Origin of the sequence: Cellulomonas marina, from assembly GCF_900111925.1 — a bacterium.
GTDB lineage: Bacteria > Actinomycetota > Actinomycetes > Actinomycetales > Cellulomonadaceae > Cellulomonas > Cellulomonas marina.
This window is the reverse complement of sequence record NZ_FOKA01000004.1, coordinates 241466-256671: the sequence shown is the minus strand read 5'-3', so window position 1 is coordinate 256671 and position 15206 is coordinate 241466. Positions and strand designations below refer to the sequence as shown.

The following is a 15206-nucleotide window of genomic DNA, read 5'->3' as shown; positions in this document are numbered from 1 at the left end:
TGCGTCAGCCGCCGATCTCCGCGGCGTAGTCGGCCTGCACCGACTCCAGCAGGCCGGCGGCGTCCTGCTCGCCGGCGACCATCTTCTGCAGGTTGGGCGTCCAGCTCTTGGCGTAGATCGAGCCGGTGGCGTTGGCGATGAAGTCCATGGCGCCGTCCTGCTCGCCGATCTCCGCGCCGGCGGCCAGGGTCTGCGCCGTGACGGTGTCCGGGTCCACCTCGGGCATGAACGCGTCGGCCGGACCCATCGGGTGCGAGCCGCCCGTCTCGACGGCGATCGTGCGGGCCTCCTCGTCGGTCGCGACCCAGTCGAGGAAGAACGCGGCGCAGTCGGGGTTGGCCGCCCGCGCCGAGATGCCGAAGGTCAGCGGCGCCGACATGGCGCCGACCGTGCCGCCCTCCTCGAGCGGGGGCATGAGGAAGAAGCCGACGTTGCCGGGCATCTGCTGGTCGAGGTTCCCGGACTCCCAGTCGCCGTCGAAGATGAAGACGCTCTCGCCGCCGATGAACCGGCTCATCATCGTGGCGTAGTCCATCGAGTTGATGTCCTCGGCGAAGTAGCCGGCGTCGATCCAGCGCTGCAGGTGCTCGGCCGCCTCGAGGTTCTCGGGGGTGTCGATCGTGGCGTCCGGCTGCTGGTAGATCCAGTCGTTGATCGCCGCGGGGTCGCCGTAGGACGCCATGAGCGCCTGCAGCGGGAAGGCCAGGCCGCCCGTGGCGCCGCCGTTGAACTGAGCGACGGGAGTGAGGCCGGCGTCCTTCGCCGCCTGGAGGTACCCGTCGAGCTCGGCCAGCGTCGCCGGGGGCTCGGTCATGCCGGCCTGCGCCGCGAGCTCCTTGTTGTAGAACACGCCCGTCATGGAGAAGTTGAGGCCCATGGCGTACAGCGGGCCGTCGCCGCGGCGGCCCACGTCGTCGACCCGCATCTGCTCGAGCTGCGAGGCCGGCCACTGGTCCCAGCCGAATGCCTCGGCGTAGGGGTCCAGGTCGAGGAGCAGGCCGTCGCCGGCGAGCTCGGAGACCTGCGGCAGGCGCATGAGATCCGGCGGGTCGTCCGCCAGGACGCGCGGCGCGTTCTGCGTGAGCACCGCGAACTGGTCCTCGCGGATGTCGAACGAGACGTTCGGGAACTGCGCGCTGAACTCGTCGGTGAGCTCCTTGGCGAGCGGGAACCCGGTCTCGAAGTAGCCCGAGAGGGTGACGGGCTCCTCACCGCAGCTCGGCGGTCCGTCGGTGCTGCCGCCGCTGCCTGCGGCGGTGGAGGCGTCGTCCGCGGCGGGCTGGGGCGCGTCGCTGCCCGGGCTGCTGCAGGCCGTGACGGCGGTCAGGGCGCCCGCCAGGAGCGTCGCCGTGAGCGCGGCGCGCCGTGCGGATCCACGAGGTCGAGACACCAGCGTCTCCTCTTCTTCGGGGTGGACGTGAGGGGTCGGGCCGAGCCGTGGTGAGGAGTTCTGCCCGCTGCTAAACCGTCTTAGCATGCGTGCGTGTGAGCGCGGCCACCCGCCGTGTCAAGCGCTCCGCGGCTGCCGGCGACGACGCCGGTTAGCCTTCGCCCGACAGGAGGACACCCGTGGGACGCAGGAGAGTCACCCTTGCCGACGTGGCCCGCGAGGCCGGTGTCTCGTCGACCACCGCCTCGCTCGTCCTGTCCGGTCGCGGGGTGGAGCTGCGGATCTCCGACGTGGTGCAGGAGCGGGTCCGGGAGGTCTCCGAGCGCCTGGGCTGGCGGCCGAACATCGTCTCCGTCGGGCTGCGCCGCGGGTCGAGCCGGACGCTGGGCTTCATCTCCGACACCGTGGCCACCTCCCAGCTCGCGGGCGACCTCATCAAGGGCGCGCTCGAGGCGGCGCACGAACGCGGCTACATGCTCTTCATCGGCGAATCCGAGGGCGACCCGCAGCTCGAGGCCGAGCTCACGGACGCGCTGCTGGACCGTCAGGTGGACGGCATCATCCTCGGCTCGATGTTCACGCTCGACCGGGCGCTGCCCGCCGCCCTCGAGCACGTGCCCACGGTCCTGCTCAACGCGCTGCCGCTGCCCGCCGGCGCGTCCGTCGCGCCGTCCCTCGTCCCGTCCCTCGTCCCGTCCCTCGTCCCGTCCCCCGTCCCCGACGAGCTCGAGGCCGGCCGCGCCGCCGCCCGGCTGCTGCTCGACGCCGGCCACCGGTCCATCCACATCGTCGGCGCGGGCGCGCACCCGGGCCAGACGCCCCCGGGCACGGTCGCGGGGCGCGAGCGGCTCGTCGGCATCCTGGAGGTGCTCGCGGCCGCGGGCGTCGAGCCGGTCAGCGGGCACCTGTGCACGGAGTGGCTGCCGCCGGACGGCTACCGCGCGGTGAGCCGGCTGCTCGCCGAGCACGGGCCCGGGCAGGCGCTCATCACGTTCAACGATCGCCTGGCCTTCGGTGCGTACCAGGCCGTGCAGGAGGCGGGCCTGTCGGTGCCGGAGGACGTGTCGATCGTGTCCTTCGACGACCACCCCCTCGCCGGCTGGCTGCGGCCCGGGCTCACGACCTTCGCCATCCCGCACGAGGCCCTCGGCCGCCGCGCGGTGGAGCTGCTCCTGGCGACGATCGACGGCCAGCCCGCCGTTCCTGCGCCCGCCACCGAGCACCGGTTGCCGATGCCTCTGCGGGAACGCCACTCGGTCGCGAGAACCGGGCGGGAGGGGCAGCGGTAGCCGCTCCTGGTCGAACGGCTGTGATGACGGTGTCGCCGCTCGCTCGCCGGACGGCGGCGGAGGCAGCGGGCGGGGCGACAGGGTCTGCTCGCCCTCGCCCGACGGACGCCTCGTCCGTCGTGTGTCTCCTCCGCCGGGGCCGCCGACGCTACGGCGAGATACCACCAGAGCCGTCCGGCGATCGGCGTGTCCTGGTACCTCGACGGGGGCCGTCGAGCGGCACGACGGCATCCGCGCGGGGCGACGGCACCAGCAGCGGCCCGTCGGCGCGCCCGGCAGCGGTCGTCGTTCCTGTCGCCGTGCCGTGTGCCGCTGCCGGCCCGTCGAGATGCCACGACACGCCGTCCAGGGCCGCCCGGGCGCGGTATCTCGGCGTAGCGCGCGCACGCGACTTCTGTGCGCCGGACCAGGGGGCGAGGGCAGGAGGGAGGCGAGGGGCGACGGAGGAGGGAGGCGAGGTGCGGCGAATCAGAAGAGAGGGAGGGAGGGGCGACGGATCAGGAGAGAGGGAGGGAGGGGCGACGGATCAGGAGAGAGGGAGGGAGGGGCGACGGATCAGGAGGGAGGGAGGGAGGGGCGACGGATCAGGAGGGAGGGAGGGAGGGGCGACGGATCAGGAGGGAGGGAGGGAGGGGCGACGGATCAGGAGAGAGGGAGGGAGGGGCGACGGATCAGCGGGCGGCGAGATAGGCGCGCCAGCCGCCGTGGGCGGTGATGTCCTGCGCGCCCTCAACCGCGACGGGCTCGACGAGGAAGCCGCTGACGGCCGTGCCGTCGGCGAGGTCGACCCGGCCGATCGCCATGGGCTGGGGGAGCGCGGCGACGAAGTCCCCGAAGGCCGCGGCTGCCAGGCGGTACACCTCGACCTCCAACGCCGCGCCGCCGGACGTGACGCGGACGACGCCGGGCTTCGGCGGCACCGTGGCCAGCGCGAAAAGGCGGTACGTGGCGGCCGTGGTCGTCGTGGACATCAGCGAGGCGCCGCGATCGACGAGCTGGGCGTGCAGTGGCTGGCCCTGCAGGTGGGCGCCGGCGACGGCGAGGAGGACGTCGGGGTACTCGGCGGCAGGCGGCTCGGCAGGCGGCTCGGCAGGCGGCTCGGCAGAGGGCTCGGCGGGTGGCTCGGCGGCCGGGCCCGCGCTCACGGCAGGACCGTCGCGGCGAGGGCGGCCAGGCGGTGGTCGCTGAACGCGGGCCCGACGAGCTGGACGCCGAACGGCAGGCCGTCCACGAGGCCGGCCGGCAGGGCGAGGGCGGCGAGGTCGAGGAGGTTGGCACCGTTCGTGAAGCGGCCGAGGCTCGCGTTGACGCCGATGGGGTCCTCCTGCACGACCGCGATCGTGGGGTGCTGCGTCGTGGTCGGCAGCAGCAGGGCGTCGACGTCCTCGAACGTCCGCAGCGCCTCGACCTTCAGCCCGTCGAGGCGCTCGAGGTCCTGGTAGAGGCGCCACGCCGGCAGGTCGCGCGCGGCAGCGATGATGCGGCCGACGGTCGGGTCGACCTCGTCGGGGTGGGCGTCGACGAAGGCACCGACGGCCGCGTACCGCTCGGCGACGAAGGCGCTCTCGTAGAGCATGCGGGCCGCGGCGAGGAACGGCGTCACGTCGACCGGGACGGTGACCGCGCCTGCGGCGACGAACGCGGCGACCGACCGCTCGTTCGCCTCGGCCCAGCCGGGGGCCAGCTCGCCGAGGTCGGCGGTCGCCGGGACGCCGAGGCGCGAGGCGGTGGGGGTGTCGGTGGATCGACCGGCGAGCGCGGCGACCGTGGGGTCCGTCGGGAACGGCCGGGACAAGGGGTCGCCGTCGTCGGGGCCGGTCATCGTCGCCGCGACGAGGCGGGCGAGGCTCAGGTCCGCCGCCATGGACGTCACCACGTCCTGGGTGCGGCAGGCCGGGACGACGCCCGTCGCGGGGACCGTGCCCTTCGTCGGCTTGACCCCGACGAGGCCGTGGAAGGCCGCGGGGACGCGGCCCGAGCCCGCGGTGTCCGTGCCGAGTGCCGCGTCGACGACCCCGAGCGCGACGGCCACCGCCGAGCCGCTGCTCGACCCGCCGGACACGCGCTCGGGGTGCGTCGCGTGCCGGACCGCGCCGTACGGGCTGCGCGTCCCGACGAGGCCCGTGGCGAACTGGTCGAGGTTCGTCGTCCCGACGACGACCGCGCCCGCCGCACGCAGCCGGGCCACCGCCACGGCGTCCCGCTCCGGCCGGTAGGCGTAGGCCGGGCAGGCGGCGGTCGTCGGGAGGCCCGCGACGTCGATGTTGTTCTTCACCGCGAGCAGGACGCCGGCCAGCGGCACGTCCTCACCGGCCCGCGCGCGGTCGACGACGGCCGCGAGCTCGTCGGCGACCTCGGCCTCGGGGCGCAGGGCGATCCAGACCTCGGGGCGGTCGGCTGCGGCCATCCGCGCGTAGCGCTCGGCGACGTGCGCGCGAGGGTCGTCAGGGAGGGACACGGCCCGGGCCGCCGCCGGGGCGGGCATGGTAGCGGCCGTGATGGGGCCGGTGGTGGCGGGGCTGGTGGTGGTGGGAGTGGTCGTGGTGGGGCTGGTGGTGGTGGGGGTGGTCGCGGCGGTCATGCGGCGTCCTCGGCGGTCGTGCCGGCAGTGGGGGCGGGCTCGTCGGTGGTGGCGGTGTCGGGGCCGTCCAGGACGACGAGGACGTTGCCGGGGCCGACCTGGGCGCCGAGGGTCGTGACGACCTGGCGGACCCGGCCGGCGGCCGGCGCGAGCACGGGTGCCTCCATCTTCATGGCCTCCACGGCGAGCAGGGTCTGACCCTCGACGACGTCGTCGCCGACGGCCACGTCGATGCGGAACACGTTGGCGGCGAAGGCGGCCTCGACCCCGAACGAGCCGGCCGGGACCTCGACCGTTGCGCCGGTCCCTCCCACGGCGGCAGGCTCGTCGTGCACCCGGTCGAACTCGCCGGCGGCCTCCCAGGCGGCGCGCTCGTCGCCGAACGCCGCGGCCTGCTGCGCGCGGAAGGCCGCGATGGAGTCCGCGTTCTCCGCGAGGAACCGCTCGTGGTCGGCGAGCGCGAACTCGCCCTCCTCGACGCGCAGGCGCAGGCGGCCGGCGGCCATGTCGGCGCGCAGGTCGAGCAGCTCCTCCGGGCTCACCGGGTACCAGCGGATGCGGTCGAAGAAGCGCAGGAGCTGGGGCGTCCCCGGCTCGAAGGCGCCCTTCTGCCGCAGCGTCGACCACACGGGCACGGTCCGGCCGACGAACTGGTAGCCGCCCGGCCCCTCCATGCCGTAGATGCACAGGTAGGCACCCCCGATGCCGACGGCGTTCTGCGGCGTCCACGTGCGCGCGGGGTTGTACTTCGTCGTCACGAGGCGGTGCCGCGGGTCGAGCGGCGTGGCCACCGGCGCCCCGAGGTACACGTCGCCGAGGCCCATCACCAGGTACTCCGCGTCGAAGACGATGCGGTGCACGTCGTCGACGCTGCTCAGGCCGTTGATGCGCCGGATGAACTCGATGTTCCAGGGGCACCAGGGCGCGTCGTCGCGGACGCCGTTCATGTACCGCTCGATCGCCTCGCGCGTCGACGGGTCGTCCCAGGACAGCGGCAGCCAGACCGTGCGGCTGGGGACGCGCAGGTCGGCCGTGGACGGCAGGGCGGCGTCGGCGGCGCGGACGACCTCGACGAGGGCCGCGACGCTCGTGACCGTCGGGTCGAGGTGCACCTGCAGCGAGCGGATGCCGGGGGTGAGCTCGACGACGCCGGGCAGGTCGCCCGCCGCGCGCCGGGCCTCGAGCGCCTCCATGAGGGCGTGCACGCGCATGCGGACGCCGAGGTCCAGGCGCATCGGCCCGTACTCGACGAGCAGGTTCGCGTCGCCGCTGCGGCGCAGGGTGAGCTCGGGGGCGCCCTCGAGGGCCGGGCGCGCGCCGAGGATGCCGCCGTCGTCGACCGCGGGCCGGGTCGCGGCGGCGGGGGCCAGCCGGTCGGCGGCCAGGCGCGCGGCCTCGTCGTCGGACACGGGAACGAAGCGCACGGTGTCGCCGGGGCGGAGCTGGCCGAGCTTCCACAGGTGCCCGCTGGCGACCGTGGCCGGGCACGTGAAGCCGCCCAGGCTGGGGCCGTCGGGGCCCAGGAGGATCGGCAGGTCGCCGGTGTAGTCGACCGCGCCGACCGCGTAGGGCGTGTCGTGGATGTTCGAGGGGTGCAGGCCGGCCTCGCCGCCGTCCGGGCGGGCCCAGCGCGGCCGCGGGCCGGTGAGCCGGACGCCCGTGCGCGCCGAGTTGAAGTGCACCTCCCAGTCCGCGGCGTAGAACGCCTCGACGTCCTCGGGGAGGAAGAACTCGGGGGCGGCGTGCGGCCCCTCGAGGGCGGCGACCTCCCAGTGGTTGCCGATCGTCGGGCGCTCCTCGTCGGGCACCGCGCGCACGTCCTGGGGGACGGCCGGGGTGGCCAGCGGGACGAGGTCGCCAGGGCGCAGCGCGCGCCCGGTGACGCCGCCCATGCCGCCGAGGTCGAACGTGCTGGCCGAGCCGAGTACGGGCACGACGTCCAGGCCGCCCTCGACGAGCAGGTACGTGCGCATGCCGGCCGTCGTCGTGCCGATGGTCAGCACGCCGCCGGCGGGGACCGGGACGGGCTCCCACTGCGGCACGGGCGTGCCGTCGACGTCCACCGGAGCGGGGGCGCCGGCGACGAGGACCCGCGCGGCGGTGTGGAACCGCAGCGACGGGCCGGTCATCGTGCACTCCAGCCCCGGGGCGCCCGGCGCGTTGCCGAGCGCGCGGTTGCCGGCCGCGAAGGACAGGGAGTCCATCGGCCCCGACGGCGGGATGCCGACGGGCCAGAGCCCGACGCGGCCGGGCAGGTCCTGGACCGTGGTGAGCATCCCCGGACGCAGGACCTCGAACCGGGGGGTGGCGTCGGTGAGGCCGTCAAGGGTGCGGGTCGAGTGCGCGGCGGCGGCGACGTCCGGGTCCTGCGCGACGGTCCGCAGCAGGCCGAGGTTCGTCGCGACGCCGTCGACGCGGGTGCGGGCCAGCGCGTCGGCGAGGGCGGCCCACGCCGTCGCGCGGTCCGGGCCGTGCGCGACGACCTTGGCCAGCAGCGGGTCGTAGTGGGTGCTGACCTCGGCGCCGACCTCGAGCCAGGTGTCGACGCGCACGTCGTCGGGCAGGGCGAGGTGCGTCACCGTGCCGGCGCTCGGCACGCCGCCGAGGTCGGTGTTCTCGGCGTAGACGCGCGCCTCGACGGCGGCGCCGGTCGGGGCGGCGGGGGCCTCGTCGAGCACGGCCGTCTCGCCCTGGGCCAGGCGCAGCATCCAGGCGACGAGGTCGACGCCGTGCGTGGCCTCGGTGACGGGGTGCTCGACCTGGAGGCGGGTGTTGACCTCGAGGAAGGCGGCCTCCTGGCGGTCGGGGTCGTAGACGTACTCCACCGTGCCGGCGGAGCGGTAGCCGACGGAGGCGCACAGGTCCCGGGCGGCGTCCGTGATGCGGCGGCGGACGGCGTCCGGCAGACCGGGCGTCGGGGTCTCCTCGACGACCTTCTGGTTGCGGCGCTGGAGGGAGCAGTCGCGGTCGCCGAGGGTGACGACGCGGCCCCCGCCGTCGCCGAAGACCTGCACCTCGACGTGCCGGGCGCGCGTGACGAGCCGCTCGAGGAAGACACCGCTGGAGGAGAAGGCGGCGCCGGCCAGGCGCCGGACGTCGTCCCAGGCGGCGCGGAGCTCGTCGGCGGAGTGGCACGCGCGCATGCCGATGCCGCCGCCGCCGGCCGTGGCCTTGAGCATGACCGGGAAGCCGATGGCCTCCGCGGCGGCGACGGCCTCGTCGAGCGTCTCCAGCAGACCGGTGCCGGGGAGCAGGGGGACGCCCGCGGCCTGCGCGGCGTCGCGCGCGGTGTGCTTGGCGCCGAACACCTCCAGCTGCTCGGGGGTCGGGCCGACGAAGACGAGCCCGGCGGCCCCGCAGGCCCGCGCGAAGGCGGCGTTCTCGGACAGGAAGCCGTACCCGGGGTGGACCGCGCCGGCCCCGGTGGCCAGCGCTGCCCGCACGACGGCGTCGATGCGCAGGTAGCTCTCCGCCGCGGGGGCGGGTCCGAGGAGGACGGCCTCGTCGGCGAGCTCGGTGTGCAGGGCGCCGCGGTCCGCCTCGGAGAAGACGGCGACCGTGCGCAGGCCGAGCTCGCGCGCGGAGCGCAGGATGCGGACCGCGATCTCGCCGCGGTTGGCGACGAGGAGGGTGTCGAAGCGTGCGCCGCTCACGCGTCGGCCTCCTCGGCCTCGGTACCGGCGTCGCCGGACCACACGGTCATCTCCGCGCGGCTCGGGTCGAAGCCGTTGCAGGGGTTGTTGACCTGCGGGCAGTTCGACACGACGACGAGCACGTCGCGCTCGGCCCGGATGCTCACGGACAACCCGGGCGCCGAGATGCCGTCGACGATGCCGAGCGCGCCGTCCGGGTCGACGGGGACGTTCATGAACCAGTTGACGTTGCTCACCTGGTCGCGCTTGCCCATCCCGTACCGGGACAGCTCCGCGAGGAAGTTGTCCGCGCAGGCGTGCTGCGCCCAGGTGTGGTGGCCGTAGCGCAGCGTGTTCGACTCCTTCGAGCACGCGCCGCCGAGGGTGTCGTGGCGGTCCACGTCGTCGGCGACGACCGTCAGCAGCGCGTCGCCCTCCGCGCTGCGCAGGACGGACCCGAGCGTGAGGAAGACCGAGCCCTGCGCCTGCAGCGTGGCCTGCGCGCTGTAGGCGTTCGCGGTGTCATGGGCGTCGTAGGCGAGGAAGTCCACGGCCTGGTTGCCGTCGACGTCGGTGATGGTGAGGACCTGGCCGGCGCGGAGCGTCCAGGACCAGGGGGCGCGCGGTGCGACCGTCTCGCGGTGGAGCTCGCGGCCGAAGCGGTGGGCGGTGCCCGTGCTCGTCCGGCTGCTCGTCGTGGTGCTCGTCGTCGTGCTCATGCGATCCCCCGGGCGGTGAGGTGGTCGGCGGTGTTCGCGAAGGCGCGGCGGCCCTCGGGGGTGGCGTGCCACCGCGGGTCGTCGGGGGTCGTCGGGGCGCCGCGCCAGGCGGTGACCTCCAGCGGGCCGCACGTCCACGCCGGTCGCGGGTCCAGCGGGTGGGCGGTGTTCGCGACGAGGAGGACCAGCGGCAGCTCGGCGCGCAGGACGAGGCTCGCGCCGGCCCCGGCGGAGCCCTCGAACCGGCCGACGCCCTCGTCGTCGACGCGCACGCCCTGGAAGAAGGAGACGCAGGGTGCGACGTCGCGGCGGGTCAGCCCGTGCTTGGCGGCGGCGAGGACCAGCAGCTCGCGGCCGGCGGGGGAGCGGCCCTGGGGGCTGCCGTCGCCGTAGCGATCGACGTTGCGGGCCGCGGTCGAGGTGCCGAAGACGGCGTCGTGGCGGCCGGAGGTGTCGTCGACGACGCTGGCCAGCACGCGCCCCTGGTCCGACAGCAGCAGGTACCCGACGCGGGGGTAGACCTGCCACTGCACCTTGACGGTGTCGGCCACGTTGAGCCGCTCGTGGCTGTGGCCGGCGTGGAACAGCAGGACCGAGGCGCAGGCGTCGCCGGTGACGTCGGTGAGCCGGACGTGCGTGCCGCGGGCCACCTCGCGGTGGGTGTAGCCGCCGGCGGCGACGCGCTCGGCCCAGACGAGGTCGTCGGGTGTCACGCCGTCGGGCAGGCCGCCGACGATCGCGTCCGGCCCGTCGAGCGGGGCGGTGCGCGCGGGCAGCCAGGGACGCTCGGCGACGGCGAGGCCCTCGGGCGAGCCCTCCTGCGCCCGTGCGTGGGCGCGGGCGCCAGCGGTGGTGCCGGTGCCGGTGGTCGTCTGCGTCATGGCGGTCCCTTGCTTTCTGTCCGGTGACAGAAAGCAGGGAACCCCACTGCTGTGTCGCCGCGGTGTGCCCCGTGTTGCGGGCGTGTTACTGGCGCCTCCTACTGCCGCTCGCCGCGCAGTCGTCGCTGCTACCCATGGCGGCGTACCCAACAGCATCGATCGGGGGTCTCGGTCGTACGGGGCTGGCGCCGGCACGCGTCAGCCAAGGTCGGCCACCGACCGGAACCTGCCGTGCCTCACGAAACCGTTGACTTGTTTGGCGCGACGGCAAGCATCTCGGCCGGACTGCGGCGTGCAGACGCCATGGTTGGCGAGCGCGCAGGATGCCGGTTGAACGTACAGATCGCGGGCAGTGCCCCCAGTTAGCCTGTCCGGAGCCGGTGTGCTCTCGTTGGTGCCGGCCGCCGTTCCCGTGCCCATCGCCATGTCGACGTGGCGCATCGCGGGGGCGCCCAGCGGGGACGGAAGGAAGGCGACCGTGACCACGATGATGAAGCGATTCGTCGGAGTTGCCGGCGTCAGCCTGGCGATGCTGTTGGGCGGGTGCGTGACCGCGCAGAAGACCCCTGCCCCGGCGTCGAGCGTCAGCACGTCCGTCGACGTGCCTGTGGCGGAGGCGACCGTTAGCGTGCCCGCGTCTCCTGCCATCGACACGAGCGTCGGCGCTCTCGTGCCGCAAGGCGACGTCGACGCGGCCCGCGAGGCTGGTGCGGCGGTCTACGTGTCGCCGAGGGGTGACGGGTCCGGTGTGGTCATCGACGTGGCCGCGGGCCTGCCGGCGCAGGCGGAGGCGGACGTGCGCGCCGTCGCCGGGGGCATACCGGTCGACGTCATGTCCTTCGGGCAGCAGAACCTGGACCGGGCGGCCAACGCTAGGGCGATGGAGGACGCCGGTGTCGGCGCGTTCATCGTCATCCGGGCCCCGCAGTTCGAGCAGGGCAAGGCGGTCTCTGCGCAGTACGTCGTGTTGACGCACGGAGCGATCGCAGGGGCGAAGGAAGCCATTGCGGCGAACCCAAACACGATTCGCGACTCGGCCGCCGAGGCGATCGCGGCCAAGCAGGCCCTGATAGACGCCAACCCCGGCGCCCCGATCATCGACACGAGCTCCTGACTCGCGGCGGATGGACCCAGGCAGCCCGACCTAGCAAAGCTCTCGTTGCGGGGCGGGATGCGTCGGATCTGTGCGAAGGGCATACCTGATCATGTGCGCCATGTTCCGGAGCCGTCGACATGCTGTCCAGGAGCCGCAGCAGGCCGCAGAGTAGTTCCGGGTGGGGCAACGCGGGCGGTTGGCGCAGCCATTTGCGCGGTCCCGGTGCAGTTCGTGCCCTCGGTGACGGGCGGTTCGGCGCCGACGTCGAGAGGTGGTCCGCCGGCTCGACCAGGGCTGACCTCCGATCGCCTCGAGACGGTCCTAGTAGCGGATGAATTGCGACGGACTCGGTCACGCTTTGGCTGTGCTGGGTCCGCCTCGGGGCAGGATGACCGGGTGCCTGCGGAGATGATCGACAACCCCGTGCTCAACCGCCCGTACGACGAGCCGTCCCGGCACTGGATGCAGGACGCCGCAGGACACCTCACCCGCGACATCGCGCCGCGGCGTCGCCCCTCGGAGTCGTGGGTCCCGGTGCCGCAGGTCCGCAAGGGTCGGTCGGTGGCGGCCGCGGCCCTGCTCGTCCAGGACGAGCTGGACGTCACGCTCACCGGCGAGCGCAAGGACGTCAACTCGCAGATCAACCAGCTGCGGGCCGAGGTCCGCACGTGGCGGACGGCGAGATGGCCGGGCGTGACGATGACGACACGTCGCCTGCTGATGCACTGGTCCGACCCCGATCGAGACAACCGGGTCTTCTTCGCCCAGCGCGAGGCGGTGGAGACGGCGATCTACGTCGCCGAGGTGGCAGGACGTCGCCGCACTGCCGAGACCGGCCGCTCCGCGGGCGCGCAGGGATCCGGCTGGGTCCTCGACGCCCTCGCGGAGCAGAACGCGACGCACAACGCGGGCCTGCCTCGCGTGGCCCTCAAGATGGCCACTGGTACTGGCAAGACCGTCGTCATGGCGATGCTCATCGCCTGGCAGACGCTCAACAAGGCGGTCAACCCGCGCGACACCCGGTTCACGCAGCGGTTCCTCGTCGTCACGCCAGGCATCACCATCCGCGACCGCCTGCGCGTCCTGCACCCCGCCGACGCGGGGTCCTACTACCGCGAGCGCGACCTGGTGCCGGCCGACCTCTGGCCCCAGATGTCGCAGGCGCGCGTGTCCGTGACGAACTTCCACGCGTTCATGCTCCGAACGCGCAAGGAGGGCCAGGGCATCTCCGCTACGACGAAGAAGTTGCTCGCAGCCCAGCGCACCGGCCCCGACCCCTTCGTCGAGACGGAGGCCCAGATGGTCGCCCGGGTGCTCCGGGACGTGGGTGGGGCGCGGGGCAGGGCCGCGGCGGGCAGCGTCATGGTGCTCAACGACGAGGCCCACCACTGCTACCTGCCGCGCTCTACCGACGAGGACGTCAGGCGGCTGCAGGCGGAGGTCAGGAAGGAGGCGAAGGAGGCCAACGACGACGCCGGCGTCTGGTTCTCGGGGTTGCAGCGCATCCATGCCGCTGTGGGCATCAAGGCCGTCTACGACCTGTCCGCCACGCCCTACTTCCTTGCGGGCTCCGGCTACCCCGAGGGGCTGATCCACCCGTGGGTCGTCTCGGACTTCTCGCTCATGGACGCCATCGAGTCGGGGCTGGTGAAGATCCCTCGGCTGCCGGTCAAGGACGACGCCGAGGGAAGCACTGTTGCTTACCGCGACCTGTGGCCGTTGGTCAGTGACGAGCTGCCGAAGCGCGCGGGCCGCGGTGGCCACGACACGACGCGCCCGTTGCCGGCCGTGCTCGCCGGAGCGCTGCAGACGCTGTACTCGTCCTACCAGCGTGCCTTCGCGCGGTGGGAGGAGCGCGCGTTGGAGACGCCGGACGCAGCCGGCGCACCGCCGGTCTTCATCGTCGTCTGCCCCAACACCACGGTGTCGAAGTGGGTGTACGACCAGATCGCCGGGTACGAGTACGAGATGACCGACGACGAGGGCGTCGTGCACCCGCGGACCGAGCCCGGCACCCTCGCCCTGCTGTCCAACATCGTCGAGGGCCGCCGCGTCTCCAGTCCCCGGACGATCCTCGTGGACTCGGCGGAGCTGGAGTCGGGAGAGTCGGTCAGCAAGGACTTCCGCGCGGCAGCGGCCGACGAGATCGAGGCGTTCCGCCGGGAGTACGTCGCGCGGACCGGTGCGGCTGCCGACGAGCTCGACGACGCCCAGCTCCTGCGCGAGGTGCTCAACACGGTCGGCAAGCCAGGCCGTCTCGGCGGCCAGGTGCGCTGCGTGGTCTCGGTTTCGATGCTCTCCGAGGGGTGGGACGCCAACACGGTGACGCACGTGCTCGGCGTCCGCGCCTTCGGGTCACAGCTGCTCTGCGAGCAAGTCGTGGGCCGTGGCCTGCGGCGCCGCTCGTACGCGCTGGACGAGGACGGGATGCTCCCGGCCGAGTACGCGGAGGTGTACGGCATCCCGTTCGCCTTCATCCCGTCCGACCGGCCGGTCGGTGACCCGCCGCCCCGGCCGCCGGCCGTGCGGGTCCAGGCCGTCGCGGGTCGCGAGGCCGCGCGCATCGTGTTCCCGCGCGTGCAGGGCTACCGGTTCGAGCTCCCCGACGAGCGTCTGCACCTCGACCTCGACGACGCTCCCATCTACGAGCTGGGCAACGGCCACGTCGCCACGGCGACCGAGGTCGAGGGCGTGGTCGGTGTCGGTGAGACGCACACGCTGGACGAGTGGCGCGCGATGCGGCCGACGGAGGTCGCGTTCAAGCTGGCGGTGCGGACGCTGCTCAAGCGCTTCGCCGACCCGCACCAGGCGCCGAAGCCGTGGCTCGTGCCTGAGCTCGTCCGGATCACCAGGACCTGGATGGACCAGTGCGTCCGGTACACGGGGGAGGCGTTCCCCGGCCTGCTGCTCATCGGGACGGAGGCCAGCCGCGCCGCCGAGGCCATCGAGCGTCTCGTCATGCGCCAGTCCGGTACGCGCGAGCCGGTGGTCCGCGCGCTCATCCGCGCGGACGACCCCACGGGCTCCACCGAGGAGGTGGACTTCCTCACCACGAAGCAGGTGCACGAGACGAACGCGCGCAGCCACGTCTCGCACGTCGTGCTCGACGGCAGCGCCGTGGGTGGCGGCAACACGTGGGAGAAGATTGCGGCGCAGGACCTCGAGGTCATGGACGGCGTCGCCGCGTACACCAAGAACGACCACCTGGAGTTCTCGATCCCGTACGTGCACGACGGCGTGGGCCGCCGCTACAAGCCCGACTTCCTGGTCCGGCTGGAACGGCGAGAGGGCGACGGCGAGCGCTACCTGATCCTCGAGGTCTCTGGTGGCCGCAAGGACCAGGCGGCCAAGAAGGCCAAGGCCGACACGGCCCGTGACCTGTGGTGCGCGGCGGTGAACGCCGACGGGCGGTTCGGCCGCTGGGGCTACGTCGAGGTTACGGACCCCTTCGCCATCCGGACCGAGGTCGCCGCCGCCATCCAGAACCTCTACGACGACCTGCCGATCACCGGGCAGCCGCTGGCGCCACGGCACAGCGAGGACCTGTTCGCAGGCCTCGACGACGACCCCCGACTCGTGCTGGCCGCCGCCGGCGCGCGCACCGAAGGAGCCCGCTGA

General features: G+C 73.7%; 9 protein-coding genes. 3 read left to right on the top strand and 6 right to left on the bottom strand.

Translation table 11 applies throughout. The features are described 5' to 3' along the window. Nucleotides 1-4: 4 nt before the first annotated feature. A complete protein-coding gene (locus tag BM048_RS06410; RefSeq protein ID WP_239078880.1) occupies nt 5-1390 on the bottom strand; it encodes an ABC transporter substrate-binding protein in 1386 nt (461 codons plus the stop codon). 179 nt (nt 1391-1569) lie between these two features. Between BM048_RS06410 and BM048_RS06405 the strand changes: the two genes are divergently transcribed. Further along, on the top strand, nt 1570-2679 hold the full coding sequence (locus tag BM048_RS06405) for a LacI family DNA-binding transcriptional regulator (RefSeq protein ID WP_090031612.1): 1110 nt from the start codon (nt 1570-1572) through the stop codon (nt 2677-2679). A gap of 671 nt (nt 2680-3350) precedes the next feature. On the opposite strand, the gene BM048_RS06400 is transcribed toward BM048_RS06405, so the two are convergent. From BM048_RS06400 to BM048_RS06380, 5 genes are read right to left on the bottom strand one after another with little or no spacing between them, the layout of a single operon-like run. Continuing rightward, nucleotides 3351-3824 (bottom strand): allophanate hydrolase-related protein, encoded by a 474-nt coding sequence (locus BM048_RS06400; RefSeq protein WP_090031610.1) that lies wholly within the window; start codon nt 3822-3824, stop codon nt 3351-3353. After that, entirely contained in the window at nt 3821-5260 is a 1440-nt protein-coding gene (locus tag BM048_RS06395; protein ID WP_239078879.1) for an allophanate hydrolase, read from the bottom strand. The genes BM048_RS06400 and BM048_RS06395 overlap by 4 nt, the downstream gene beginning before the upstream one ends. Then, nucleotides 5257-8913 (bottom strand): urea carboxylase, encoded by a 3657-nt coding sequence (gene uca / locus BM048_RS06390; protein WP_090031609.1) that lies wholly within the window; start codon nt 8911-8913, stop codon nt 5257-5259. Before uca ends, BM048_RS06395 begins: the two co-directional genes overlap by 4 nt. Next, nucleotides 8910-9611, bottom strand: coding sequence for an urea amidolyase associated protein UAAP2 (locus BM048_RS06385; protein ID WP_090031608.1), 702 nt, complete (start codon nt 9609-9611; stop codon nt 8910-8912). Before BM048_RS06385 ends, uca begins: the two co-directional genes overlap by 4 nt. After that, nucleotides 9608-10492 carry an urea amidolyase associated protein UAAP1 gene (locus BM048_RS06380; protein ID WP_090031607.1) on the bottom strand — a complete coding sequence of 295 codons (885 nt, stop codon included), beginning with the start codon at nt 10490-10492 and terminating at the stop codon, nt 9608-9610. The genes BM048_RS06385 and BM048_RS06380 overlap by 4 nt, the downstream gene beginning before the upstream one ends. Nucleotides 10493-10970: 478 nt before the next feature. Here BM048_RS06380 and BM048_RS06375 point away from each other — a divergent pair, with 478 nt between their 5' ends. Next, nucleotides 10971-11606, top strand: coding sequence for a hypothetical protein (locus BM048_RS06375; RefSeq protein ID WP_139224335.1), 636 nt, complete (start codon nt 10971-10973; stop codon nt 11604-11606). Between the two features lie 390 nt (nt 11607-11996). Beyond that, nucleotides 11997-15206 carry a BPTD_3080 family restriction endonuclease gene (locus BM048_RS06370; protein WP_090031605.1) on the top strand — a complete coding sequence of 1070 codons (3210 nt, stop codon included), beginning with the start codon at nt 11997-11999 and terminating at the stop codon, nt 15204-15206.

Coding starts and splice junctions, on each gene's coding strand:
- BM048_RS06385 (WP_090031608.1), bottom strand. CDS start 9,611: ATGAGCACGACGACGAGCACCACGACGAGCAGCCGGACGAGCACGGGC.
- BM048_RS06395 (WP_239078879.1), bottom strand. CDS start 5,260: ATGACCGCCGCGACCACCCCCACCACCACCAGCCCCACCACGACCACT.
- BM048_RS06380 (WP_090031607.1), bottom strand. CDS start 10,492: ATGACGCAGACGACCACCGGCACCGGCACCACCGCTGGCGCCCGCGCC.
- BM048_RS06370 (WP_090031605.1), top strand. CDS start 11,997: ATGATCGACAACCCCGTGCTCAACCGCCCGTACGACGAGCCGTCCCGG.